This is a genomic window from Streptomyces sp. PU-14G, from assembly GCF_041028275.1.
Classification (GTDB): Bacteria; Actinomycetota; Actinomycetes; order Streptomycetales; family Streptomycetaceae; genus Streptomyces.
The window spans coordinates 33369-55184 of the sequence record NZ_JASKYT010000008.1 but is presented as its reverse complement, the minus strand read 5'-3'; the positions used below and the strand labels follow the sequence as shown (position 1 = coordinate 55184).

The window sequence follows — 21816 nt, the reverse complement described above, 5'->3', positions numbered from 1 at the left end:
ACCCGGCCCCCGGGGGGTCAGCCGGGCAGCAGGCTCCCGGCGAGGACGGCGGCTCGGCAGGCGGCCTCGGCGCCCCAGGCCGTCTGCAGGGCGTGGACCTTGCGGAGAAGCAGGGTGAGGTCGTACTCGTCGGTGTAGCCGACGGCACCGTGCACCCGCAGCGCGGTGCGGGCCGCGCGGTGGGCGGCCCGCGTGCAGGCCGCCTTGGCGGCGGGCAGGTCGCGCGGGTCCGCCGCCGCGTCCCCCCGTACGGCCAGTGCCGCGCCCCGCAGCAGCGGCGCCGCGAACTCCAGCGCGACGGCGGCGTCCGCCAACTGGTGCTTGACGGCCTGGAAGGAGCCGATGGCCCTCCCGAACTGCCGTCGCGCCCCGGCGTACTCCACGCTGCCCGCCAGCAGCGCCTGGCCCGCGCCCAGCAGTTGCGCGGCCGTCAGCAGCGTGGCCAGCGCCCGCAGCCGTCCGGTGTCGCCCGGCACCGCCTCGCCGGGGGCGCACCGGACCAGGTGCCGGGTCGGGTCGACGGACGGCAGCGGGGCGCCGTGCGAGGCGGCGGCGAAGAGCGCCGGGGGGTTCACCCCGGCTGGGGCTCTGCTCTGCGGCCTGGAGGCGCCGTCCCCGCGCGCACGGGACGGGCCCGTCCCGTGCGTCAGGACGAAGGCGGCGTCCGCGGCGTGGGCGTCGACCGCGTAACCCGGAGCCGCGGGGTCGGTGACCGTCACCAGCCGGTCGCCCGTCAGCAGCCCCTCGCTCCAGGCGGAAGTGCCCGGCAGCGCCGCCGCGACGGCGACCGTCTCCACGAGCGGCCCCGGCGCTCCGGCGCGGCCGATCTCGACGAACGCGGCGGCCAGTTCGGCGGGGTACCAGCCCAGGCCGCCGCACTCCTCGGGGACGGCGAGGGCCGGCAGGCCGGTCCCGGCGAGGGAACGCCACAGGGCACGCCCCGGCCCGTGGTCGCCCGCGGCCCAGGCCCGGGCGGCCTGGGGCGGCGCGGCGTCGGTGAGGAGACGGCGCACGGTCTCGGCGTAGGCGAGCTGGTCCTGGTCGGGCAGCAGGCGCATGGCTGTTCAGCGTCCCCTCGGCAGGCCGAGCACGCGCTCGGCGACGATGTCGCGCTGGATCTCGTTGGTCCCGGCGTAGACCGGGCCCGCCTGTGCGAAGGTCCAGCCGTCCAGCCAGGCGGACTCCTCCAGCCCCTCGGTGATCTCGGCGGTGCCGGGCCCGAGCAGGTCCAGGGCGGTGTCGTGGAGTTCGATGTCCAGTTCGGACCAGAACAGCTTGTTCATGGAGGAGGGGATCGCTGCCCGCGGGTCCTCGGGCGCGGACGCCGCCGCGCAGCCGGCCAGTTGGTAGGCGCGGGCCTTGATCCACACGTCGGCCACCTGCCCGGCGCGCGCGGTGTCTGCCGGGTCGGCGTGCTGCCGCCACAGTTCCCGCAGGCGTGCGGCGGCGGCCGTGAACCGCCCGGGTGAGCGCAGGGTGAGTCCGCGCTCGTTGCCCGCGGTCGACATGGCGGCGCGCCATCCCGCTCCGGCCTCACCGATGACGTCCGCGTCGGGCACGAACACGCGGTCGAGGAAGATCTCCGCGAAGGCGGGCTTGCCGTCCAGCCGCCCGATGGGCCGCACGGTGACGCCCTCCGCGTCCAGCGGGAACATCAGGTAGCTCAGCCCCCGGTGCCGCTCCGCCTGCGGTTCCGTGCGGAAGAGTCCGAAGGCGCGGTCGGCGAACGCGGCCCGCGACGACCAGGTCTTCTGGCCGCTCAGCAGCCAGCCGCCGCCGTCGCGGTCCGTGCGCTCGGCACGGGAGCGCAGCGAGGCCAGATCCGATCCCGCTTCCGGTTCCGACCAGGCCTGGGCCCAGATCGTCTCGCCCGAGGCCATCGCGGGCAGGATGCGGGCCAGTTGTTCCTCGGTGCCGTGGGCGAAGAGGGTGGGGGCCAGGAGGTTGATGCCGTTCTGGCTGACGCGCCCGGGAGCGCCGGCCGCGTAGTACTCCTCCTCGAAGAGCAGCCACTCGGTCAGGCTCGCCTCGCGGCCACCGAAGGCGCGGGGCCAGGAGACGACGGACCAGCCGCCGTCGTACAGCAGGCGTTCCCAGTCGCGGTGGGCGGCGAAGCCCTCGGCCGTCTCCATGGAGGGCAGCGGCTCGGCGGGCACGTGAGCGGCGAGCCAGGCCCGCGCCTCGGCCCTGAACGCCTCCTCGGCCCGGGTGAGGTCCAGATCCATGGTCAGGCTCCCTCGGGTGCGTCGGCCGGGGGCGCGGCCTCGCGCCGCGAGGCGTCCCGCATCGCGCGCGCGTCCATGCCGCCGAGCGAGTCGGCCCCGGTCTCGGCGTTGTGCGCGTGCGCCACGTGGTGCAGTCCGAAGACGGAGTCGAGCCCGCTGTGCAAGCCCATCAGGTCTTCGGCCTGGTTGACGGCGCGCTTGGTGAGGGCGAGTCCGAAGCGCGGCATCTCGGCGATGCGGGCGGCCAGCGCGTCGGCTTCGGCGGCGAGGTCGGCGCGCGGGACGACGCGGTTGACCATCCCGATCTCGTACGCGCGCCGCGCGCTCATCCGCTCGCCCGTGTAGAGGAACTCCTTGGCGAGGCGCGGCCCCATCACCCAGGGGTGGGCGAAGTACTCGACGCCGGGGATGCCCATGCGCACGACCGGGTCGGCGAAGAAGGCGTCCTCGCTGGCCACGATCAGGTCGCACACCCAGGCGAGCATCAGGCCGCCGGCCACGCAGGCGCCCTGCACGGCGCAGACGACGGGTTTGGGCAGCTCGCGCCAGCGGCGGCACATGCCCAGGTAGACCTCGGACTCGCGGGCGTACCGCGCGTCGGCGCCCTCCTTGCCGACGTGATCCCACCACAGGCCCGCTTTGCGGGGGAAGGTCAGGTGGGCGTCGCGTTCGGGGGTGCCGATGTCGTGTCCGGCGCTGAAGTGCTTGCCCGCGCCGGCGAGGACGAGCGCGTGGACCTCGTCGTCGTCGGCGGCGCGCTGGAAGGCCGCGTCGAGTGCGTAGGTCATCGCGGAGTTCTGCGCGTTGCGGTAGGCGGGACGGTTGAGGGTGACGCGGGCGAGCGCGCCGACGCGCTCGTAGGTCACGACGTCGGCCGCGCCGGGGCTGGTCGGGGTGTCGTCGGGCATGGGCTGCTCTCCTCGGTGCTCGCGTGCTCTCCTCGGCGAGGGCTTCCCTAACAAGTGTTTGGTAGATTAGCTTGGCCCCGACGGCACGTCGAGACCCTCCAGGCGGCGGAGCCGGCCGAGCGAGACCGCGAACCGAGAAGCCGCGGAAGACCGCGAACCGAGAAGTGGACCGCGAACCGAGAAGGGGCCCCGCGTGATCCGAGCGAGCAGCACCCCGCCCGCCTGCCCAGCCCCGCACGGGCTGCTGGCCGGCCGCTCCGTCGTCGTCACCGCCGCCGCCGGGAGCGGGATCGGCGGGGCGACGGCCCGCCGCGTCCTGGAGGAAGGCGCCGAAGGCGTCGTCCTCGGCGACACCCACGAACGCCGCCTCGGCGAGAGCGCGCGGGCACTGGCGGCGGAGTTCGGGCCCGAGCGGGTGCACGCCGTGCGCTGCGACGTCACCGACGAGGACGAGGTGCACGCCCTCCTGGACGCCTGCACCACCCACCACGGCCGCGTCGACGTGCTCGTCAACAACGCGGGGCTCGGCGGCACCGCCGAGGTCGTGGAGATGACCGACGAGCAGTGGTCCCGCGTCCTGGACGTCACCTTGAACGGCACCTTCCGCTGCACCCGCGCGGCCCTGCGCGCGATGCGCGACCAGCCCGGCGGCGGAGTGATCGTCAACAACGCCTCGGTCGTCGGCTGGCGCGCCCAGCGCGGGCAGGCGCACTACGCGGCGGCCAAGGCCGGCGTCATGGCGCTGACCCGCTGCGCCGCGCTGGAGGCCGCCGAACTCGGCGTACGGATCAACGCCGTCTCGCCCTCCCTTGCCCTGCACGAGAACCTGGTGAAGGTCACCACCCCCGAACTCCTGACCGAGCTGACCTCCCAGGAGGCGTTCGGCCGGTACGCGGAACCCTGGGAGGTCGCCAACGTGATCGTCTTCCTGGCCAGCGACTACTCCTCGTACATGACAGGCGAGGCCGTCGCGGTCAGCAGCCGGCACCCGTGAGGCCCGTGAAAGCTGTGAGGCTTGTGAGAGCCGTGAGGGCAGCGGCGGGCATGACCAGCGCGTACGCCGCCCGACGGACAATGGACGCATGGTGACGCCGAAGAAGACCCCCCAGGGCGCCGGGCGCCGGGCCGAACTGCTGGCGACCGCGGCCGAGGTGTTCGCGGAGCTGGGCTACAACGCCACGACCGTCCGCACCATCGCGGACCGCGCCGGGATGCTCGCGGGCAGCCTCTACTACCACTTCGACTCCAAGGAGTCGATGGCGGACGAGATCCTCAGCGCCTTCCTGACCGACCTGTGGGAGGGCTACCAGCGGATCGAGGAGACCGGCGCGTCACCCCGCGCCACGTTCGAAGGGCTGGTCACCGAGTCGTTCCGGCAGATGGAGCGGCACCGCCCCGCCGTCGTCATCTACCAGAAGGAAGCACGCCGGCTCGCCTCCCAGGAGCGGTTCCGCTACCTGGCCGACTCCCAGGAACGGTTCCAGAAACTGTGGACCCGCACGCTGGAGCGCGGCGTGGCCGACGGCAGCTTCCGGGCCGGCCTCGACGTGCCCGTCGCCTACCGGTTCGTCCGCGACACCGTCTGGGTGGCCGCCGTCTGGTTCCGGCCCGAAGGACGCAAGAGCGCAGCCGAGATCGCCGAACAGTACACGTCGATGGTGCTCGACGGAATCGCCACCTGAGGCGCACGTGCCCGGTGGCCCCACCCAAGCGAGGAGTGTGAACGGGATGTCCCGCGGCGAGGCCTACATAGTCGAAGCGGTCAGGACCCCCGTCGGCAAGCGCGGCGGCGCGCTCGCCGGCGTCCACCCGGCGGACCTGGCCGCGCACACGCTGCGCGCGCTGGTCGAGCGGGCAGGCGTGGACCCGGAAGCCGTCGAGGACGTCGTCCTCGGCTGCCTCGACACCGTCGGACCGCAGGCCGGGGACATCGCCCGCACCGCCTGGCTGGCCGCGGGACTGCCCGAGTCGGTGCCCGGCGTCACCGTCGACCGGCAGTGCGGCTCCTCCCAGCAGGCCCTGCACTTCGCCGCCCAGGCCGTCATGTCGGGCACCGCGGACCTGGTGGTGGCCGGCGGCGTGCAGAACATGTCGCAGATCCCCATCGCCTACGCCTCACGCCAGGCCGGCGACCCCCTCGGCCTCACCGAAGGCCCCTACCACGGCTCCACCGGCTGGCGGGCCCGCTACGGCGACGCACCCGTCAACCAGTTCCACGGCGCCGAGATGATCGCCCGGCAGTGGGACATCAGCCGCGAGGAGATGGAACGCTGGGCCCTGCGCTCGCACCAGCGCGCCGTCCGCGCGCTCGATCAGGGATACTTCGAGCGGGAGACCGCGGCGTGGGGCGACCACGCGGCCGACGAGGGCCCCCGGCGCGGCACCACCCTGGAGAAGATGGCCTCCCTCGACCCGCTGGTGGAGGGCGGACGGCTCACCGCGGCCGTCTCCTCGCAGATCTCCGACGCCTCCTCCGCCGTGCTGCTCGCCTCCGAAGAGGCCGTGCGCGTCCACGGCCTGACCCCGCGCGCCCGCGTGCACCACCTCTCGGCGCGCGGCGAGGACCCCATCCGCATGCTCTCGGCGCCCATCCCGGCGACCGCGCACGCCCTCAAGCGGGCCGGCATGACCCTCGACGACATCGACCTCGTCGAAATCAACGAGGCGTTCGCCTCCGTGGTGCTGGCCTGGCTCAGGGACACCGGCTGCGACCCCGAGAAGGTCAACGTCAACGGCGGCGCCATCGCGCTGGGGCACCCGTTGGGTGCCACCGGTACCAAGCTGATGACCACGCTGCTCCACGAGTTGGAGCGCAGCGGCGGGCGGTACGGGCTCCAGACCATGTGTGAGGGCGGTGGGCAGGCGAACGTGACGATCGTCGAACGGGTGTAGCCCTTCGGGGCTCAGCGGCCCGGGGTCGCTGGGGCTGCTGTTCGGCCGCGGGTTCGTTGAGGCCGGTAGCGCAGTCCCGCACGCCCCTGCGGGGGCGCCCCCCGGTGCGCACGCTGACGGGCTGGTCAACGCCCGGTGCCATCGCTGCGGCGCGCTCGGCGATCCCGGTGATCCCTCCCCGAGGAGCGGCGCGGCGACGGCTCCACGCAGTGATCACAGGCCCGGACAACGACCACTGCTCGCCCGATAAGGCACTTGTACACGGCGTGAGTTCACTCACCCGAACACATCACCAGACCAGCGACCCCGGACCGTCCAGTCTTCGGCCCGCAGCTGGTCGATGATCTTGGCGCGGAGCTGTGCGGCCTCGTCGGGGTCCACGGTCACATCGGTCATGGAAGAGGTACCTTCAGTTCGTTCGGTGGCAACTGGGCGACCGAGCGGGCCTGTTGGCCCATCGGTCGGCTGCGACGCTAGCCAGGACGTCCCCCTTGAGGGCGGCTACGCGCCGCGCGGAGCCGCATCAGCCCCCTGGCCGATCCCAACCATGGCCGCGACCCGACGGCACCGGTACGCCAAAGCGCAGCCATATCTGGGCCACTTCAATGCGGAGCCACTTTCATCGCGGAACAGCGACTCGTCTGCGGGAGGAGCAACACGGCCCCGGCCGGGGCCAGGACCGTGGGGAGGCGGTTGGTGAGGGGCCGTGCTGTCGCATGCCAACTCCCGGAGATGGCCTCGATGCGGCGGCGCTCTGGCGTACCGGTGCCACCGGTGATCCGGGGACAGTGGCAGCCGGGTCGATCTCACGACCCGCGCCACAGGCGTACCGACATGGGGATGCGAGCAATGACTCCGACAACCAAGCTGATCGAGGAGCCGGTCCTGGGGAGGCTGGTCGACACTCGTCAGTTCAACCTCAGCCACCTCGCCGCACCCGGATCGTTGGCCCGGCGAGCAGTACGGGAAGCGCTGAACGGCCGGGCCGAGGAGGGCCGGGTCGACGACGCCGTTCTGGTCACTGACGAAATCGTGGGTAACGCTGTTCGCCATGCCGGAGGCGCAGTGTCTCTCGCCCTCGGCGTCTACGAGCACGGGGCCGTGATCGAGGTCACCGATCGGGGAACTGACACAACGGTCATCCCCTCAGCGCAATCCGCCCCGCTCGTCGGTCAGGACAAGCTCGGGCTCGACGGCATCGACGTGGAATCGCTGCCCGAGACCGGCCAGGGTCTGCTCATCGTCGCGCACTGCGCCACAGCCTGGAGGGTCAAGCGAGTCGAGATCGGCAAAGCCGTGATTGCCGTATTCGTCTTGCCCAGTAGGGTCGCGTGACCACGGACCGCAACGGCCTGCGGAGTTGCCGGTTGCGCTTGCGTGAGGCCAAGGGACTCGGTCACGAGTCTCTCACCTCCGGTAGCCCCCGCCATCCGGACAGCGGCGGGACGGCCATCGGCCCGGTATCCGCACGCTGTCCGCGCGATCGTCAGAAGGCTGGGCACGGGCGAATCAGCCCCAGGCCTACTGCTCCCCCGCCGACAGGAAGGGCACGACGCCTCCCTCACCGGCAGGGCTGTGGTGGTGGCCCAACGGGATCCTCCGCTGCACATCCCATCGGTAGGCTCGCTGCTCTCCCCTCGCCCGGCGCAGTTCAACGAGGTCGACCGAGGTGATGTCGAGATGCACGGGCGGGAGCGTACGCAAGTGCGCAACACTGGCGATCACAGGCGCTGCGGGTCGGTCGCGGTTGTTGTACTGGATACCGAGGTGTGGTCGGAAGGCGGCGGTGGGTTTCCCTCCGGGAACGCCCGTCTGGCGGCCGATCGCACTCAGGACTGCGTGCAGGCGTATCAGCGGACCCCAGGGTGAGAGCGAGTAGCGGATCGCACCCCGGGAGCCAGCAAGGGGAGTCGCGCGAAAGCGAAACGCTGCGAGGGGAAGCCGTGCCGCCAAGTCGGTGAGACGGTGGAGTTGGTCGTTGGTGACCTGTGAGGTGTCCCCTATCCGCACCATGGTCACGTGCAGGCCATCGTCTGGCACTGGGTCCATGCCCAGATCAGCCAGTTCGTTCTGGCAGCGCTGGGCATGACTGAGCAAGCGCGGGCAGTCGGAGAACGTGAGCATCCAGTAGTACGCCCGGCGGCCATCGGACCAACCAGGGCGGGCCCAGTGGTCGGTCATTCGCTCCAAGGCAGCGAAGGCGTACCAGTCGTTCTTGACGATCAGCTCATGGTCGTCAAGATCGGCCGGCGGGCTGGAAGGGAATGCCCTTGGGTCGGCCTCCAACAGTGTTGCCACGTGTCTCCTCACCTCTCTGGCACGGACGCCCCGCCTGGCCCGGAAACCACCAGCTCAGCTTGGGGCTTCGAGCGCCACGCCCGCAGTTCATCGGCATAGTCCCCTACCGCGGATTCGGTGTGCCAGGGTTGGGCGCGTTCGTACAGCTCGTTCGCACGCTGCCACACCGATTTGATCGGCGCGGTAGTGCCTGCCCGCAGAGCGCTGCGGCCGAGAGCCATGGAGTGCTCTACTTCGGGCCGCTCCTGTTGGAGGAGCGCTGTGGCGACATCGAGACGCACCAGCGCACGACTCCATTCGGAATCCGACTGCTCGACCAGACCCTCGATCTCCTCGGCGCAGGACAACACGTCGCGTGTGTCGTTGAGGGAGAGCCGGGCAGTGATCACGTTGGCCAGTGTGCGGGCTGGGCTGTACTCAGTGAAAGCGATGCAGGGAGTAAGACCCGCAGGAAGCGAGGGCTGACGGTCGGAGAGCTCCAGCGCTCGCCCGATCGACTTCTCCGCCCCGCTTCTGTCCCCCAAGCGCGCTTGGGCACGCGCCCGCCCGTTGGCAAGCAGGCGGACGGCCTGCCCGCTGTGGGGAGCCAGAGCAAAACCCGCTGCCGCCGCGGCGTCCGCGTCCGCATAGTGCCGGTGGTAGTACAAGCCGAGCGACCGCGTGCCGGCAGCCCACATCTGCAGGCGGGTATCCCCGATTTCTCGCGCAAGAGTCTCGGTTTCTCCGCAGTATGCCTCCGCCACCTGCAATCCCGCGCCGGCGTTGACCGCCATGTAGGCCAAGAGGCCCGAGGCACGTCCTGCCAACGCGAACAGTTCGGCCCGCATTCGGGGCGGCTGCTGCCCGCCCAGCAAGGTGTGCAGCATGGTTCGCAATAGCCGGGTCTCTCCGACCAAGTGTTGAGGTCCGAGAGCTTCGTACCGGCCGACGATGCTCTCGAGTGAAGCCTGTACCTGGGTCAGGAGCGCGCTGTCGGTGTTGGAGCGGGCTAAGTTTTGAGCTTGGGTGACAATCTCGAACGGAGAGTCGAAGCCTTGATGAAAAGGGGCTGATGGCGGGGCCATGGGCGCCGGCGGATCAACGGATTCCTGGGGCCGGATGGAGGAGTCCGCCGACGGGTCGCCGAGTGGAGCGAAAAGCCGCGCAGCGGGGGTCTGGAACAGATGTTCCAGGACTCTCCGGGTGTCCCGCTGCGGCATCGTCTTCAGGTTCCCGGCCACCCAGCGGTCGAAGCTGCGACGTGCGACGCTGACGCTCGCCAACCGGGGTTCCTCCGACTGTTCCGCGAGCTCCCGAGCGGCTCTGGCGAAGTGCACGGCGAAGGTCTCCACCGTCGTCCAACCACGCTCATGGACGAGCTGACGAAAGAGCGTCATCTGCATCGGCACAAACTCCCCTGCCGCCCACGTCTCCGCCAACGCCGCCGAACGATCGCGCCAGTACATCGTAGAAGGCTGGGTGAGCATAGATCGGCGCCGCCAGCAACGCTCTGAGGCTATGCGCTCTCTTGCTACTTGTCCGCCACTTTCTCTGTTTTCTCTGTACCCCTCGCTCGGTTCTTGTTCGCTGCAAAATCTCCGCGATAGCGGCGAACTCCTCCATCGCGGCTTGAAGATCCTCAACGATCTCGGTAGCCAGTACCTCAGGTGCAGGCAGGTTCTACGGTGGCCTGCTTGTGCCCCTTCGGCGCGCGCACTCCGGGTCCTCTCCGTGCGGCCAGTCGTGTTGGGCTCGGAGTAGGGCGACGAAGGCGCGTTCGGCCGGGGAGAGCAGGCGGTCTCTGCGGCGTACGAGGCTGATGGGCCGTGCCTGTGGCCGGGGGTGCACCGGAAGCACGGAGAGCGTGCCCGCCCGCACGTCGCCGTCCACCGCGTGCTCGGAGATCAACGCGAGGCCCAGCCCCGCGGCTACACACTGCTTGACCGCCTCAGGGCCCCAGACGTCACCGCGTGGCGCCCGGGCGAGCCCCCACTCCGCCAGCACCTGCTCCTGGAGCTCCCTGGTCTGGGAGCCCGGCTCACGCAGCAGGAAACGCTCCTCGGCCAGCGCCTCGGGAGTGACCGGGCTGTCGGTCCCGACGAGCGGATGCCCGGGCGGGGCGATCAGCACGAGCCGCTCCCCCAGCACCGCCTCCGCACGCAGTTGCGCGGCGTGCGGCAGGCCCGCGACCACCGCGACACCGATCTGGCCGCTCAACAGCCGCTCCTGGACCGCCTCGTTGTTGCCGACGTAGATGTCGGCCTCGATTCCGGGATGCACGGCACGGTAGCGGGCCAGCAGCGCGGGCAGCAGATAGGTGCCGACCGTGGTGGAGCCGCCCACCAGCAGCCGTCCGGTGACCAGCCCGCTCACCTGCCGGACCGCCGCCACGGCCTCCTGGGCGAGCAGGAAGACCCGCTCGCCGTAGGCGGCCAGCACCTCGCCCTCGGCGGTGGGGGTGGCGTGCAGCCCCGAGCGGTCGATCAGCGGCACGTGCAGGGACTGCTCCAGGCGGCGGACCTGATTGGAGACGGAGGGCTGGCTCATGTACAGCTCTCGCGCCGCGGCCGAGAACCCCTGGTGCTCGACGACCTTCATGAAGATCCACAGACGGTGGAGGTTGAGTTCCACGGCGCTCCCCATGACGACCGCCCGACCGGCGTGCGCGGCGAGCCTACCCCGGAAAACCGCTGCCTGTGAGGGGTCCGGACGGGATGCGCATGGTTATGGGCCGTATAGCGCTTCCGGTGGTTCTGACGGCCGCGCGGCCGGTGCTACCCATGACGGCAGCGCGGCACGAAACCGCCGCGCCCGACCGACACAGGGGTGGAGACGCCAATGAGCGCAGCTGTCTGCGAGCAGCCCGGCCGGCCCGAGCGGCTGGAGATCAACGGCCGCGGCTACGCCTGGCCGAACCGGCCCGTTGTCGTGGTGTGCGTGGACGGAAGCGAGGCCGCCTACCACGAGCGGGCCGTCGCCGACGGCCGCATGCCCTTCCTGGAGCGGATGCTGGAGCGCGGGGCCGACCTGCGGGCCGACTGCACCATGCCGTCGTTCACCAACCCCAACAACCTGTCCATCGCCACCGGCGCCCCGCCCTCGGTGCACGGCATCTGCGGCAACTACTTCTACGACCCCGACACCGGCTGTGAGGTCATGATGAACGACCCCGGCCTGCTGCGCGCCGAGACGCTCTTCGAGCGGTTCTCGCAGGCGGGCGCCCTGGTCACCGTCGTCACCGCGAAGGACAAACTGCGCCGGCTGCTGGGGCGCGGACTGCGCGGCGGTATCTGCTTCTCCGCCGAGAAGGCGAGCGAGACGACGGAGGCGGAGCACGGCATCGGCAAGGTGCTGGAGCGCACCGGCATGGCCCAGCCCTCCGTCTACAGCGCCGAGCTGAGCGAGCTGGTGATGGCCGCGGGGGTGGCCGTGCTGGAGTCCGACCGCCCGCAGCTGACGTACCTGTCGCTCACCGACTACATCCAGCACAAGCACGCCCCGGGCTCGCCGGTCGCGAACGACTTCTACGCGATGCTCGACGGCTACTTCGAGCAGATCGACGCGCTGGGTGCCGTTCTGGTCGTCACCGCCGACCACGGCATGAACGCCAAGACCGACGGCGCCGGCGCGGCCCAGGTCGTCTTCCTCCAGGACGTCCTCGACAGCCGGCTCGGCGCCGGTGCCGCCCGGGTGGTGCTCCCGATCACCGACCCCTACACCGTGCACCACGGCGCCCTCGGCTCCTACGCGACCGTCCACCTGCCGCCCGGGGCCGACCTGCCCGCGCTCGGAGACGAGGTGCGCGGGCTGCCGGGCGTCGCCGAGGTGCTCACCCGCGAGGAGGCGTGCGTCCGCTTCGAACTGCCCGGTGACCGGATCGGCGAACTCGTCGTCATCGCCGAGCGCAACACGACGCTCGGCACCACCCCCGAGCGGCACGACATCTCCGGCTTCGCCGAACCGCTGCGCTCGCACGGCGGGCTGACCGAACAGCGGGTGCCGCTCCTGGTCAACGCCCCGGTCGACGACCTGCCCGAGGGCCACAGGCTGCGCAACTTCGACAGCTTCTGGATCGGTACGGCGCTCGCCGCGCGCTGAGCCCCGCCCGCTGCCCAGCCTCCTCGCTTCTCACACCCTCATCTCTCCCCCTCCCGCCGAGGACAGGACCCGCCATGGCCGACCTCGCACCACCGGACAGAGAGCACGGGACAACCGCACACACACCGACCGAGCGACCGCTGAGCACCAGGGAGGCGGTGCGCCGCACCCAGCCCTGGCGCCGGGCCACCCGCTGGCGCCGGCAGATCTTCGCCATCACCTGGCTCGCCTACGCGGGCTTCTACTTCGTACGCCAGGCGTTCTCCGTCGCCAAACTCGGCATCCTCGACGACCCGCTGGTGGGCGGGGTACTGACCGAACGCGTCCTGGGCGTGGTGGACGCGGTCTACCTGGTGGCGTACGCGGTCGGCCAGTTCACCTGGGGCATGTGGGCGGACAGGTTCGGCCCGCGCGTGGTGGTGGCGGGCGGCATGGTGGGGGCCGTACTGGCCTCGGTGACGATGGGGCTCAGCGGCACCCTGCTGGCGTTCGGCGCCGCGATGGTGGTGCAGGGCCTGGCCCAGTCCGCCGGGTGGGCACCGCTGTGCAAGAACATGAGCAACTTCTTCACCGTCTCCGAGCGCGGCCGGGTGCTGGGGGTGTGGAGCACCAACTACGCGTTCGGCGGGCTGGTCGCACCCCCGTTCCTCGGCTGGTGGGCGTACTCGGTCTTCGACACCTGGCGTGCCGCGTTCTTCGCCGGCTCCGCCACGCTCACGGTGGTGCTCGCGCTGTTCCTGGTCTTCCAGCGGGACCGGCCGCAGGACGTGGGTCTTCCACCGCCGACGGACGGGCCGGAGCCGGACGGGCCGGAGCCAGGTGAGCCGGACGGGCCGGGCCAGCCGGGCAGGCCGGACCAGCCGGGCGGGAGAGAGCAGGCACCGAACGGGCAGGCCGCGGCGCCGAGCGCGGCACGCCGTGACGTGGCCGCCCTCTACCGGGAGACGCTGCGCGAGAAGATGGTGCCGACCCTGGGCGCCGCCTACTTCCTGCTGAAACCCGCCCGCTACGCGATCCTGCTGTGGGGCCCCGTCCTCGTCTCCAGACGGCTGCCGGAGATCGACAAGGTCGGTGCGACGCTGATCCCCGTCGCCTTCGGCGTCACCGGGGTCGTCGCCCCGATCCTCAGCGGCTGGCTCTCCGACACCCTCTTCCGCTCCCGCCGGGTGCCGCCCTGCGTGCTCGCACTCGCCCTGCTGACGGCGGCGATGGCCCTGTTCATGCCGCTGACCGCCACCGGCAGCCCCGGCGTGATGATCGCCGTGCTGGCGGTCATCGGGCTGGCCCTGTACGCGGCAGACGCGCTCATCTCCTGCGTGGCCGCCGTCGACTTCGGCTCCGAGAGCGGCGCGGGCACGGCAGCCGGGCTGGTCAACGGCTGCGGCTCCGTCGGCGCGGTGCTCGGCGGCCTGCTGCCCGGCTTCCTGTCCGGCGACGCGCTCTTCTACGGCTTCGCGGGCGCCGCACTGCTCGCGGGACTGCTCCTGCTTCCGCACTGGAACCGGCGCCCACGCGCCCTCGGGGAAGGGAACACCCATGACAGCCAAAAGCGTTGACACCGCCGTCGTCGGCGGCGGGATCGTCGGCCTGGCCCACGCGCTGGCCGCGGCGCGGCGCGGGGACCGCGTCGTCCTCTTCGAGCGCGACGCGTTCGCCACCGGCGCCTCCATACGCAACTTCGGCATGATCTGGGCCATCGGCCAGCAGCGCGGCGCGATCTACGAACGGGCCCTGCGCAGCCGCGAGGTGTGGCTGGAGATCGCCGCCAAGACGGGGCTGTGGGCGGTGGAGGCCGGATCGCTGCACCTGGCGCACCACGACGACGAAGTGGCCGTGCTGGAGGAGTTCCTGGCCGCCGCGCCCGCCGCCGGGGAGCGCGGCGCCCGGCTGCTGACGGCCTCCGAGGCGGCCCACCGCGGCCCCGCCGTGCGCCGGGACGGGCTGCGCGCCGCGCTGTGGAGCCCCACCGAGGTGAACGTCGATCCGCGCGGCGCCATCCCCGCGGTCGCCTCCCACCTGGCCGGGGAGTACGGCGTTCACGTGCGGTTCGGCGAGACCGTACGCGGCATCGACATGCCGCACCTGACCACGACGGGCGGCACCTGGCGGGCCGACCGGGTGTACGTGTGCAGCGGCAACGACTTCGCCACCCTGTATCCGGACGTCTTCGCCGACAGCGGGCTGGTCCGCTGCAAACTCCAGATGATGCGCACCGGCGTACAGCCCGGAGGCTGGCAGCTCGGCCCGATGCTGTGCGGCGGGCTGACCCTGCTGCACTACGCGGCCTTCGACGGCCTGGCCGCCAGGCGGCAGTTGGCGGAACGACTCGACGCCGAACTGCCCTTCGAGCGGGGGCACGGCATCCACGTCCTGCTGTCGCAGACCGCGGACGGGCGGTTGACCGTGGGCGACTCCCACGCCTACGCGATGACCCACGACCCGTTCCAGGACGAGTCGGTCAACGAGGCGGTGCTGCGCTACCTGGCCCGCTTCGCCGACGTGCCCTCCACCGAGGTGACCGAACGGTGGGAGGGCTACTACCCGTCGTTGCGGGACGGCCGCACGGAACTCGTCGTCACGCCCGAACCGGGGGTGACCGTGGTCAACGGCGTCGGCGGAGCGGGGATGACCCTCTCGTTCGGGCTCGCGGAGGAGGTCGTCGGCTGACCGGCCCCCGCTGCGCCAGGGGGGACGGTCCGGGCTCAGAACTCGGCGGTGTCCAGGTCGAATCCGAGAGGATCGGGGAGAGCGATCGTCTTGCCGAGCGGCACGATGGCGATCTGCGTGTACTTCTCCCCCTCGGGGTCCGTGTGCACGCGGACCTCCTCCGCCTCGCGGTCGATGAGCAGGTAGCACGGGATGCCCGCACGGGCGAACCCGCGCGCCTTCGGCCCCCTGTCCTTGGCCGCCGTGGACGGGGAGGTGACCTCCCCGACGAGGAGGACGGGCGCGGGGTCGTGCCAGCGGACGTCGTCGTCGAAGCTGCCCTTGGGGGCGAGGACGAGGTCCGGCTCGACGCGGCCCTCAGGTGTGTCGCCGGGGAGCGTGAGGCCGATGCCGAAGTACGTGCGCAGGCTCGCCTCCCGCCTTCGCGACACGACCTGCTCCCCGATCTCCGACACGACTTCTTCATGGTTGCCATGCGCAGGTGGCACGAGATGGATCTCCCCTTCGATCAACTCCACGCGCCACCCCTTGGGGGCTGCCGCGCTCATCGCGTCGAAGGCGTCCTCCACCGACGGGCCTGGTCCGTACACCAGGCTCTCGTCGGGTACCGCGCTGTCGTCGTCGTGAGCCACCACGTCAGGTTCGCACTCAGGGACCGTTACCGCCACGGCAGACCTCCTTCGTCACGGAGCGACGATGCCAGCGTAGCCAGCCACTACGCATATGAACGCGGGAGCCGTTCGTCCGAACGGGTCACGCCCGCTCGCGCACCCTCACCGCGCACCGTAGACCGGTTCGGGGGTGGGGGCCTCGCCCAGGAGCTGGCGGATCGGAGCGTCCAGTTCCGCCGCGTCCCAGCGGGCCGACTTGTCGGTGTGTGCGGTGCGGCGCCAGCCGTCCATGACGGTGATGCGACCGCCCTCGGCCTCGAAGACGCGTCCTGTGACACCGGCGGAGGCGGCCGAGCCCAGATAGACGACGAGGGGGGAGACGTTCTCCGGGGCCATCGCGTCGAAGCCGCCGTCGGTGGGCGCTGCCATGTCCTCGGCGAACGCCTGCTCGGTCATGCGGGTGCGGGCGGCCGGTGCGACGGCGTTGACCTGGACGCCGTAGCGGCCGAACTCCGCCGCCGCGACGAGGGTCAGCGCGGCGATCCCCGCCTTGGCCGCCGCGTAGTTGCCCTGCCCCACCGCGCCCAGCAGGCCCGCGCCCGAGGAGGTGTTCACGACGCGGGCCTCGGGCGTGCGGCCCGCTTTCGCCTCGGTACGCCAGTGCGCCGCCGCGTGTTTCATCGGCAGGAAGTGTCCCTTGAGGTGGACGCGCACGACCGCGTCCCAGTCGTCCTCGTCGAGGTTGACCAGCATCCGGTCCCGCAGGAAACCGGCGTTGTTGACGAGGGTGTCGAGGCGGCCGAAGTGGTCCAGCGCCGTGCGGACGAGGCCGGCGGCGCCCGCGCTGTCGGCGACGTCGTCCGTGCTGACGGCGGCTTCGCCGCCCTGCGCCCGGATTTCCGCCGCCACCTGTTCGGCGGGTGTCTCCGCGCCGGCGGCGCCGTCCAGGGCGACGCCGAGGTCGTTGACGACGACCCGTGCGCCGGCGCGGGCGAACGCGAGCGCGTGCGCCCTGCCGAGGCCCCGCCCCGCGCCGGTGACGACGACGACCCGGCCCTCGGCCGGGCGGGGAGCGGACGCGTGCTGTGCGGACATGTGTCCTCCTGGGGGTGGTGGAGTACGGCTGCGGGCAGGGGTCGGGCTTCGGGGAGTGGCGGTGGGCGGCTCAGGTCTTGTTGGCGTTCGCCACGTGCAGGAAGGCGGGGCGCTCGCCGCCGCCGTGGACCGCGAGCGAGGCTCCGGAGATGTAGCGGGCGGCGTCCGAGGCCAGGAAGACGCAGGCGTCCCCCACCTCGTCGGGCTCGGCGAGCCGTCCCATCGGCACCGTGGCGCCGACGGCCGCGACCCCGGCCTCGTCCCCGTAGTGCAGTGCGGTGCGCTCGGTGCGGGCCATGCCGAGTACGACCGTGTTGACCCGGATCCGCTCTTGAGCCCACTCCATCGCCATCGACCGCGCCAGGTTCTCCAGGCCCGCCTTGGCCGCCCCGTACGCGGCCGTGCCGGGCGAGGGGCGCTCGCCGCTGACGCTGCCCACCATCACGACGGCTCCACCGCCCGCCTGTTCGCGCATCACGGCGTGGGCGGCACGGGAGAGGTGGAGCGGGGCCAGCAGGTTGAGCTCGATCACGCGTGCGTGGTGGTCAGCCGAGCCCTCGGACAGGGGGCGGTAGGGGGTGCCGCCCGCGTTGTTGACCAGGACGTCGAGGGATCCGTGGTCGCGGGCCACTTGGGCGCAGAATTCCCGCGCGGCGTGCGGGTCGCGGACGTCGAGGGGGAGGTAGCGGGCTGCGCGGCCCGCCGCGGTGAGCGGGGCCGGGGGCGGGCGGCGGCCGCAGATGACGACCTCGGCGCCGGTGCGCAGGAAGGCTCGGGCGATGCCCGCGCCCACTCCGCGGGTTCCGCCGGTGACGACGGCAACGGTCATGGTGCTCCCTCGGGTTGGTGCCGGCAGGCCTGCGGCGGGCTCGCCCAGGTCCCGAAACGGCTTCCTCTCTTCCGCAGCGCACCGGCACACTGCTAGCTTCTCACCAAACAAACGTTAGGTGGAAAGGTAGCTGATCCGTCCATGACTGTCTCCACCTCCACACCACGCGACGGCGTCGCCGTGGTGACCGTCGACCATCCACCCGTCAACGCCCTCCCGGTGCGCGGCTGGTACGACCTGGCCGAAGCCGTCACCGCGGCGGGCCGCGACCAGGCCGTACGCGCCGTGGTGCTGTCCGCCAGGGGCCGCGGATTCAACGCCGGAGTCGACATCAAGGAGATGCAGCGCACCGCGGGGCACGAGGCCCTCATCGGGGCCAACCGGGGCTGCGCCGCCGCGTTCGCGGCGGTCTACGAGTGCGAGGTGCCCGTCGTCGCGGCCGTCCACGGCCACTGCCTCGGCGGCGGCATCGGCCTGGTGGGCAACGCCGACGCGATCGTGGCGAGCGAGGACGCCACCTTCGGGCTCCCCGAGCTCGACCGGGGAGCCCTGGGCGCGGCCACCCACCTGTCCCGCATGCTGCCGCCCCACCTGATGCGCACCCTCTACTACACGGGTCGCACCCTCACCGCCCGCGAACTCCACCGCCACGGAGCGGTCTGGGAGCTGGCCGAGAGCGCGGACACGCTGCCGGATGCGGCGCTGGGGCTGGCGGCGGAGATCGCGGGCAAGGACGGCTATCTGCTGCGCCTGGCCAAGGAAGCCCTCAACGGGATCGACCCCGTGGACGTGCGCCGCAGCTACCGCTACGAACAGGGCTTCACCTTCGAGGCCAACCTGAGCGGTGTCGCCGACCGGCACCGCGACTCCTTCGTCGACGCGCGTACCGCGCAGGGAGGGCGAACGACGTGAGTGACCTCGACAAACGACTGACGACCGAGGAGTTCGCCGCCGGGATCGAGTCCGGCATGACCGTCGGCATCGGCGGCTGGGGCTCGCGGCGCAAACCGATGGCGCTGGTGCGGGCGCTGCTGCGGACGGACGTGAAGGACCTGACCGTCATCTCCTGCGGCGGGCCCGACGTGGGGCTGCTGGCGGCGGCAGGGCGGATCGGCAAGCTGGTCGCGCCGTTCGTGACGCTGGACTCGGTTCCGCTGGAGCCGCACTTCCGGGCGGCCCGCGAGGCGGGGGCCTTCGCCTTCGAGGAGTGGGACGAGTCGATGTTCCTGTGGGGGCTGACGGCCGCCGCGCACCGGCTGCCGTTCATGCCGGTGCGCGGCGGCCTCGGCTCCGACGTGCCGCGCCACAACCCCCGGCTGCGCACGGTCACCTCGCCGTACGAGGACGGCGAGGAGCTGCTGGCGGCGCCGGCGCTGCGGATGGACGTGGCGCTCGTCCACGTCAACCGCGCCGACGTGCGCGGCAACGGGCAGTTCCTCGGCCCCGACCCGTTCTTCGACGACCTGTTCACCGAGGCCGCCGAGCGCACGTACCTGTCCTGCGAGCGGATCGTGGAGCGGTTCGAGGGGCCGCCGCAGTCGCTGCTGGTGCAGCGGCAGAACGTCACCGGCGTACTGCACACGCCGCGCGGCGCGCACTTCACCGGCTGCGCCCCCGACTACGGGCGCGACGAGGCGTTCCAGGGCGCGTACGTGCGAGCGGCCCGGGACCCGGAGGAGTGGCGGGCGTTCGAGGAGCGCTTCCTCGCCGGAGACGAGGACGACTACCACCGGGCGGTCGACGCGCTCGCGGAAGAGACCGGTTCCCAGCGGAAGGACACCAGCCAGTGACCCGCACCGCCACCGCCGCCACCCGTGCCGAGATCTGCGTCGTCGCCTGCGCCGAGGCCTGGCGGGGCGACGGGGAGGTGCTGGCCGCCACGGCCGGCACCGTCCCGGCGCTCGGCGCCCGCCTGGCGCGGCTGACCTTCAGCCCCGCGCTGCTGCTGACCGACTCGGAGGCCATGCTGCTGGCCGACCCGGGCGACCCCACGCACGTCGAGGGCTGGCTGCCGTACCGCAAGCACCTCTCCCTCGCGGCGCGCGGCAAGCGCCACATGATGATGGGCGCCAGCCAGCTCGACAGGTACGGCAACCAGAACATCTCCTGCATCGGCCCGTGGGAGCGGCCGGAGCGGCAGCTGCTCGGCGCGCGCGGGGCGCCGTCCAACACCGTCAACCACCCGGTCTCCTACTGGGTGCCGCGGCACTCGGCGCGGGTCTTCGTCGAGCGGGTGGACATGGTCAGCGGTGTGGGCTTCGACCGGGCGGCCGAGGCGGGGCCCTCGGCCGCCCGCTTCCACGGGCTGCGGCGCGTCGTCACCGACCTGGCGGTGCTCGACTTCGCCACGGCGGACCACCGGATGCGGCTGGCGAGCGTCCATCCGGGTGTCGAGGCGGCGCACGTACAGGAGCGGACGGGGTTCGCGCTGGAGGTTCCCGAGGAGGTGCCCACCACCCGGGAGCCGAGCGGCGAGGAGCTGCGGCTGATCCGCGAGGTGCTGGATCCGCGCGCCGCCCGCGACCGGGAGGTGCGCGCATGACCGCGGGCCCCGCGGGTCCGCTCACCACTCCGCTGACCTCGCTCGTGGGGGTGCGCCATCCGCTGGTGCAGACCGGCATGGGCTGGGTGGCCGGGCCGCGGCTGGTCGCGGCGACGGCCGAGGCAGGCGCGCTGGGCATCCTGGCGTCCGCGACGATGACGCTGCCGCGGCTGCGGGAGGCGGTGCGCGAGGTCAGGTCCCGCACGGCGGCGCCGTTCGGCGTCAACCTGCGCGCCGACGCCGGGGACGCGGCCGAGCGGGTGCGGCTGCTCATCGAGGAGGGGGTGCGCGTGGCCTCGTTCGCGCTCGCCCCCTCGCGGGAGCTGATCGCCACGCTCAAGGACGCCGGGGTGGTCGTCATCCCGTCCGTCGGCGCGGTCCGGCACGCGGAGAAGGTCGCCGCGTGGGGTGCGGACGCGGTGCTGGTGCAGGGCGGCGAGGGCGGCGGGCACACCGGGCAGGTCGCCACCTCGGTGCTGCTGCCGCAGGTGGTCGACGCCGTGGACCTGCCGGTCATCGGCGCGGGCGGCTTCCGCGACGGGCGGGGGCTGGCCGCGGCGCTGTGTTACGGCGCGGCCGGCGCGGCCATGGGCACCCGCTTCCTGCTGACCCGCGAGTCGACGGTGCCCGACGCGGTCAAGGCCCGGTATCTGGCGGCGAAGGTCACCGACGTCACCGTCACCACGAAGGTCGACGGGCTGCCGCACCGGATGCTGCGCAGCGAGATGGTCGCCGCGCTGGAGTCGTCGGGCCGGGCGGCCTCCCTGCTGCGGGCGCTGCGGCACGCCGCCGCCTTCAAGAAGGACTCGGGCCTGACGTGGGCGGCGATGCTCCGCGACGGCCGGGCGCTGCGCCACGGCAAGGACCTGACCCTCTCCCAGACGCTGCTGGCCGCCAACACCCCGATGCTGCTGAAGGCCGCCATGGTGGAGGGCCGCACCGACGCGGGGGTGATGGCGGCCGGGCAGGTCGCCGGGCTGATCGACGACCTGCCGAGCGTCGCGGAGGTGGTGGAGACGACGGTCGCGCAGGCGGCCCGGCAGCTGACCGAGCTGGCCTCGCGGGTCAGCCCCCGGCCGGCTGCCGCACCGGGGCCAGCGCTGCCCGGGTCTCCATGAGGGCGAAGCCGAGCAGGTTGTCACCGCGCCAGCGCGCGGGGTCCGTGGCACGCGCGTCGTCGGCCGCCAGGCCGATGCCCCAGACCCGGTCCACGGGGCTGGCCTCGACCAGCACCCGGCCCGCCGTGCCCGCCAGGAACGCGGCCAGGCGCGGGTCCTGGCCGAACTTCGCGGTGTTCGCGGCGACGACGATGCCGTACCGCTCCCGGGCCCAGGTCTCCTGGTCGAAGCCGCGGACCTGGCGGCCCAGGGCCTTGGCGGCGCCCGGGTGCGGGGCCTCGATCACCCGGCGCCGGGTCTCCTCGTCACCGAACAGGCGCGCCTTCGCGGCCATCATGTAGTGCTCGGCGCCCGGGTACTCCACGCCGTCGACCCGGAAGCGGGCCGGCCACCACTGGCTCAGGCAGCCGGGCCCGATGCCGCCCGAGGCGGGCGGCCTGTGTCCCCAGAAGAAGAGGTACTTCACCCGGCGGCCCGCCCGCGCCACCCGGCACAGCTCCTCGACGTCACGCGCCGCCGTGCCGTCCGCCGCTCGGCTCATCCCGACTCCTCTT

General features: G+C 72.4%; 21 protein-coding genes. 11 read left to right on the top strand and 10 right to left on the bottom strand.

Annotated elements, in window-relative coordinates:
* Window positions 1-17: 17 nt before the first annotated feature.
* From AB8Z75_RS02265 to AB8Z75_RS02255, 3 genes are read right to left on the bottom strand one after another with little or no spacing between them, the layout of a single operon-like run.
* The gene (locus tag AB8Z75_RS02265) at window positions 18-1058 is read right to left on the bottom strand and encodes an acyl-CoA dehydrogenase family protein (RefSeq protein ID WP_369199627.1); all 1041 of its coding nucleotides are present in this window, start codon (window positions 1056-1058) and stop codon (window positions 18-20) included.
* A gap of 6 nt (window positions 1059-1064) precedes the next feature.
* The gene (locus tag AB8Z75_RS02260; RefSeq protein WP_369199626.1) at window positions 1065-2225 is read right to left on the bottom strand and encodes an acyl-CoA dehydrogenase family protein; all 1161 of its coding nucleotides are present in this window, start codon (window positions 2223-2225) and stop codon (window positions 1065-1067) included.
* A gap of 2 nt (window positions 2226-2227) precedes the next feature.
* Window positions 2228-3133 (bottom strand): enoyl-CoA hydratase, encoded by a 906-nt coding sequence (locus AB8Z75_RS02255; protein ID WP_369199625.1) that lies wholly within the window; start codon window positions 3131-3133, stop codon window positions 2228-2230.
* Window positions 3134-3326: 193 nt separating this feature from the next.
* Here AB8Z75_RS02255 and AB8Z75_RS02250 point away from each other — a divergent pair, with 193 nt between their 5' ends.
* The 4 genes from AB8Z75_RS02250 (at window position 3327) to AB8Z75_RS02235 (ending at window position 7360) form a co-directional block, all read left to right on the top strand.
* Window positions 3327-4127 (top strand): SDR family oxidoreductase, encoded by an 801-nt coding sequence (locus tag AB8Z75_RS02250; RefSeq protein ID WP_369199624.1) that lies wholly within the window; start codon window positions 3327-3329, stop codon window positions 4125-4127.
* 88 nt (window positions 4128-4215) lie between these two features.
* Window positions 4216-4815, top strand: coding sequence for a TetR/AcrR family transcriptional regulator (locus tag AB8Z75_RS02245; RefSeq protein WP_369199623.1), 600 nt, complete (start codon window positions 4216-4218; stop codon window positions 4813-4815).
* A gap of 46 nt (window positions 4816-4861) precedes the next feature.
* The gene (locus tag AB8Z75_RS02240) at window positions 4862-6025 is read left to right on the top strand and encodes an acetyl-CoA C-acetyltransferase (protein ID WP_369199622.1); all 1164 of its coding nucleotides are present in this window, start codon (window positions 4862-4864) and stop codon (window positions 6023-6025) included.
* A gap of 849 nt (window positions 6026-6874) precedes the next feature.
* Window positions 6875-7360, top strand: coding sequence for an ATP-binding protein (locus AB8Z75_RS02235; protein WP_369199621.1), 486 nt, complete (start codon window positions 6875-6877; stop codon window positions 7358-7360).
* A 186-nt stretch (window positions 7361-7546) separates the two neighbouring features.
* On the opposite strand, the gene AB8Z75_RS02230 is transcribed toward AB8Z75_RS02235, so the two are convergent.
* The 3 genes from AB8Z75_RS02230 to AB8Z75_RS02220 all read right to left on the bottom strand — a co-directional run bounded on the left by AB8Z75_RS02230 (window position 7547) and on the right by AB8Z75_RS02220 (window position 10933).
* A complete protein-coding gene (locus tag AB8Z75_RS02230) occupies window positions 7547-8323 on the bottom strand; it encodes a 2'-5' RNA ligase family protein (RefSeq protein ID WP_369199620.1) in 777 nt (258 codons plus the stop codon).
* Window positions 8324-8331: 8 nt separating this feature from the next.
* Complete coding sequence (locus AB8Z75_RS02225) at window positions 8332-9768, bottom strand: hypothetical protein (protein WP_369199619.1); 1437 nt, start codon at window positions 9766-9768, stop codon at window positions 8332-8334.
* A 214-nt stretch (window positions 9769-9982) separates the two neighbouring features.
* Window positions 9983-10933: a LysR family transcriptional regulator gene (locus AB8Z75_RS02220; protein ID WP_369199618.1), complete on the bottom strand. Its 951-nt coding sequence runs from the start codon at window positions 10931-10933 to the stop codon at window positions 9983-9985.
* Between the two features lie 207 nt (window positions 10934-11140).
* Here AB8Z75_RS02220 and phnA point away from each other — a divergent pair, with 207 nt between their 5' ends.
* The 3 genes from phnA to AB8Z75_RS02205 all read left to right on the top strand — a co-directional run bounded on the left by phnA (window position 11141) and on the right by AB8Z75_RS02205 (window position 15067).
* Entirely contained in the window at window positions 11141-12400 is a 1260-nt protein-coding gene (phnA, locus tag AB8Z75_RS02215; protein WP_369199617.1) for a phosphonoacetate hydrolase, read from the top strand.
* Between the two features lie 74 nt (window positions 12401-12474).
* Window positions 12475-13956, top strand: coding sequence for an MFS transporter (locus AB8Z75_RS02210; protein ID WP_369199616.1), 1482 nt, complete (start codon window positions 12475-12477; stop codon window positions 13954-13956).
* Window positions 13937-15067, top strand: coding sequence for a TIGR03364 family FAD-dependent oxidoreductase (locus AB8Z75_RS02205; protein WP_369199615.1), 1131 nt, complete (start codon window positions 13937-13939; stop codon window positions 15065-15067). Before AB8Z75_RS02210 ends, AB8Z75_RS02205 begins: the two co-directional genes overlap by 20 nt.
* A 35-nt stretch (window positions 15068-15102) precedes the next feature.
* On the opposite strand, the gene AB8Z75_RS02200 is transcribed toward AB8Z75_RS02205, so the two are convergent.
* The 3 genes from AB8Z75_RS02200 to AB8Z75_RS02190 form a co-directional block, all read right to left on the bottom strand.
* Window positions 15103-15735 carry a Uma2 family endonuclease gene (locus tag AB8Z75_RS02200; protein ID WP_369199614.1) on the bottom strand — a complete coding sequence of 211 codons (633 nt, stop codon included), beginning with the start codon at window positions 15733-15735 and terminating at the stop codon, window positions 15103-15105.
* Window positions 15736-15840: 105 nt separating this feature from the next.
* The gene (locus tag AB8Z75_RS02195) at window positions 15841-16773 is read right to left on the bottom strand and encodes an SDR family oxidoreductase (RefSeq protein WP_369199613.1); all 933 of its coding nucleotides are present in this window, start codon (window positions 16771-16773) and stop codon (window positions 15841-15843) included.
* A 70-nt stretch (window positions 16774-16843) separates the two neighbouring features.
* Window positions 16844-17602 carry an SDR family oxidoreductase gene (locus AB8Z75_RS02190; protein WP_369199612.1) on the bottom strand — a complete coding sequence of 253 codons (759 nt, stop codon included), beginning with the start codon at window positions 17600-17602 and terminating at the stop codon, window positions 16844-16846.
* 141 nt (window positions 17603-17743) lie between these two features.
* On the opposite strand from AB8Z75_RS02190, the gene AB8Z75_RS02185 reads away from it, so the two are divergent.
* From AB8Z75_RS02185 to AB8Z75_RS02170, 4 genes are read left to right on the top strand one after another with little or no spacing between them, the layout of a single operon-like run.
* A complete protein-coding gene (locus AB8Z75_RS02185; protein ID WP_369199611.1) occupies window positions 17744-18514 on the top strand; it encodes an enoyl-CoA hydratase family protein in 771 nt (256 codons plus the stop codon).
* On the top strand, window positions 18511-19392 hold the full coding sequence (locus AB8Z75_RS02180) for a CoA transferase subunit A (protein ID WP_369199610.1): 882 nt from the start codon (window positions 18511-18513) through the stop codon (window positions 19390-19392). The genes AB8Z75_RS02185 and AB8Z75_RS02180 overlap by 4 nt, the downstream gene beginning before the upstream one ends.
* Window positions 19389-20144, top strand: a complete 756-nt coding sequence (locus AB8Z75_RS02175) for a CoA-transferase subunit beta (RefSeq protein ID WP_369199609.1) — start codon at window positions 19389-19391, stop codon at window positions 20142-20144. The genes AB8Z75_RS02180 and AB8Z75_RS02175 overlap by 4 nt, the downstream gene beginning before the upstream one ends.
* Complete coding sequence (locus AB8Z75_RS02170; RefSeq protein ID WP_369199608.1) at window positions 20141-21262, top strand: NAD(P)H-dependent flavin oxidoreductase; 1122 nt, start codon at window positions 20141-20143, stop codon at window positions 21260-21262. The genes AB8Z75_RS02175 and AB8Z75_RS02170 overlap by 4 nt, the downstream gene beginning before the upstream one ends.
* Here the strand turns inward: AB8Z75_RS02170 and AB8Z75_RS02165 are convergent.
* On the bottom strand, window positions 21210-21803 hold the full coding sequence (locus tag AB8Z75_RS02165; RefSeq protein WP_369199607.1) for an NADAR family protein: 594 nt from the start codon (window positions 21801-21803) through the stop codon (window positions 21210-21212). The two genes, AB8Z75_RS02170 and AB8Z75_RS02165, sit on opposite strands and share 53 nt — an antisense overlap.
* Window positions 21804-21816 lie beyond the last annotated feature (13 nt).

What these genes read in the sequence shown, in the direction of transcription:
- AB8Z75_RS02195 (WP_369199613.1), bottom strand. Translation starts at nt 16,773, where the DNA reads ATGTCCGCACAGCACGCGTCCGCTCCCCGCCCGGCCGAGGGCCGGGTC.
- AB8Z75_RS02170 (WP_369199608.1), top strand. Translation starts at nt 20,141, where the DNA reads ATGACCGCGGGCCCCGCGGGTCCGCTCACCACTCCGCTGACCTCGCTC.
- AB8Z75_RS02260 (WP_369199626.1), bottom strand. Translation starts at nt 2,225, where the DNA reads ATGGATCTGGACCTCACCCGGGCCGAGGAGGCGTTCAGGGCCGAGGCG.
- AB8Z75_RS02185 (WP_369199611.1), top strand. Translation starts at nt 17,744, where the DNA reads ATGACTGTCTCCACCTCCACACCACGCGACGGCGTCGCCGTGGTGACC.
- phnA (WP_369199617.1), top strand. Translation starts at nt 11,141, where the DNA reads ATGAGCGCAGCTGTCTGCGAGCAGCCCGGCCGGCCCGAGCGGCTGGAG.
- AB8Z75_RS02235 (WP_369199621.1), top strand. Translation starts at nt 6,875, where the DNA reads ATGACTCCGACAACCAAGCTGATCGAGGAGCCGGTCCTGGGGAGGCTG.
- AB8Z75_RS02245 (WP_369199623.1), top strand. Translation starts at nt 4,216, where the DNA reads ATGGTGACGCCGAAGAAGACCCCCCAGGGCGCCGGGCGCCGGGCCGAA.
- AB8Z75_RS02165 (WP_369199607.1), bottom strand. Translation starts at nt 21,803, where the DNA reads ATGAGCCGAGCGGCGGACGGCACGGCGGCGCGTGACGTCGAGGAGCTG.
- AB8Z75_RS02240 (WP_369199622.1), top strand. Translation starts at nt 4,862, where the DNA reads ATGTCCCGCGGCGAGGCCTACATAGTCGAAGCGGTCAGGACCCCCGTC.
- AB8Z75_RS02225 (WP_369199619.1), bottom strand. Translation starts at nt 9,768, where the DNA reads ATGTACTGGCGCGATCGTTCGGCGGCGTTGGCGGAGACGTGGGCGGCA.
- AB8Z75_RS02190 (WP_369199612.1), bottom strand. Translation starts at nt 17,602, where the DNA reads ATGACCGTTGCCGTCGTCACCGGCGGAACCCGCGGAGTGGGCGCGGGC.
- AB8Z75_RS02205 (WP_369199615.1), top strand. Translation starts at nt 13,937, where the DNA reads ATGACAGCCAAAAGCGTTGACACCGCCGTCGTCGGCGGCGGGATCGTC.
- AB8Z75_RS02255 (WP_369199625.1), bottom strand. Translation starts at nt 3,133, where the DNA reads ATGCCCGACGACACCCCGACCAGCCCCGGCGCGGCCGACGTCGTGACC.
- AB8Z75_RS02210 (WP_369199616.1), top strand. Translation starts at nt 12,475, where the DNA reads ATGGCCGACCTCGCACCACCGGACAGAGAGCACGGGACAACCGCACAC.
- AB8Z75_RS02265 (WP_369199627.1), bottom strand. Translation starts at nt 1,058, where the DNA reads ATGCGCCTGCTGCCCGACCAGGACCAGCTCGCCTACGCCGAGACCGTG.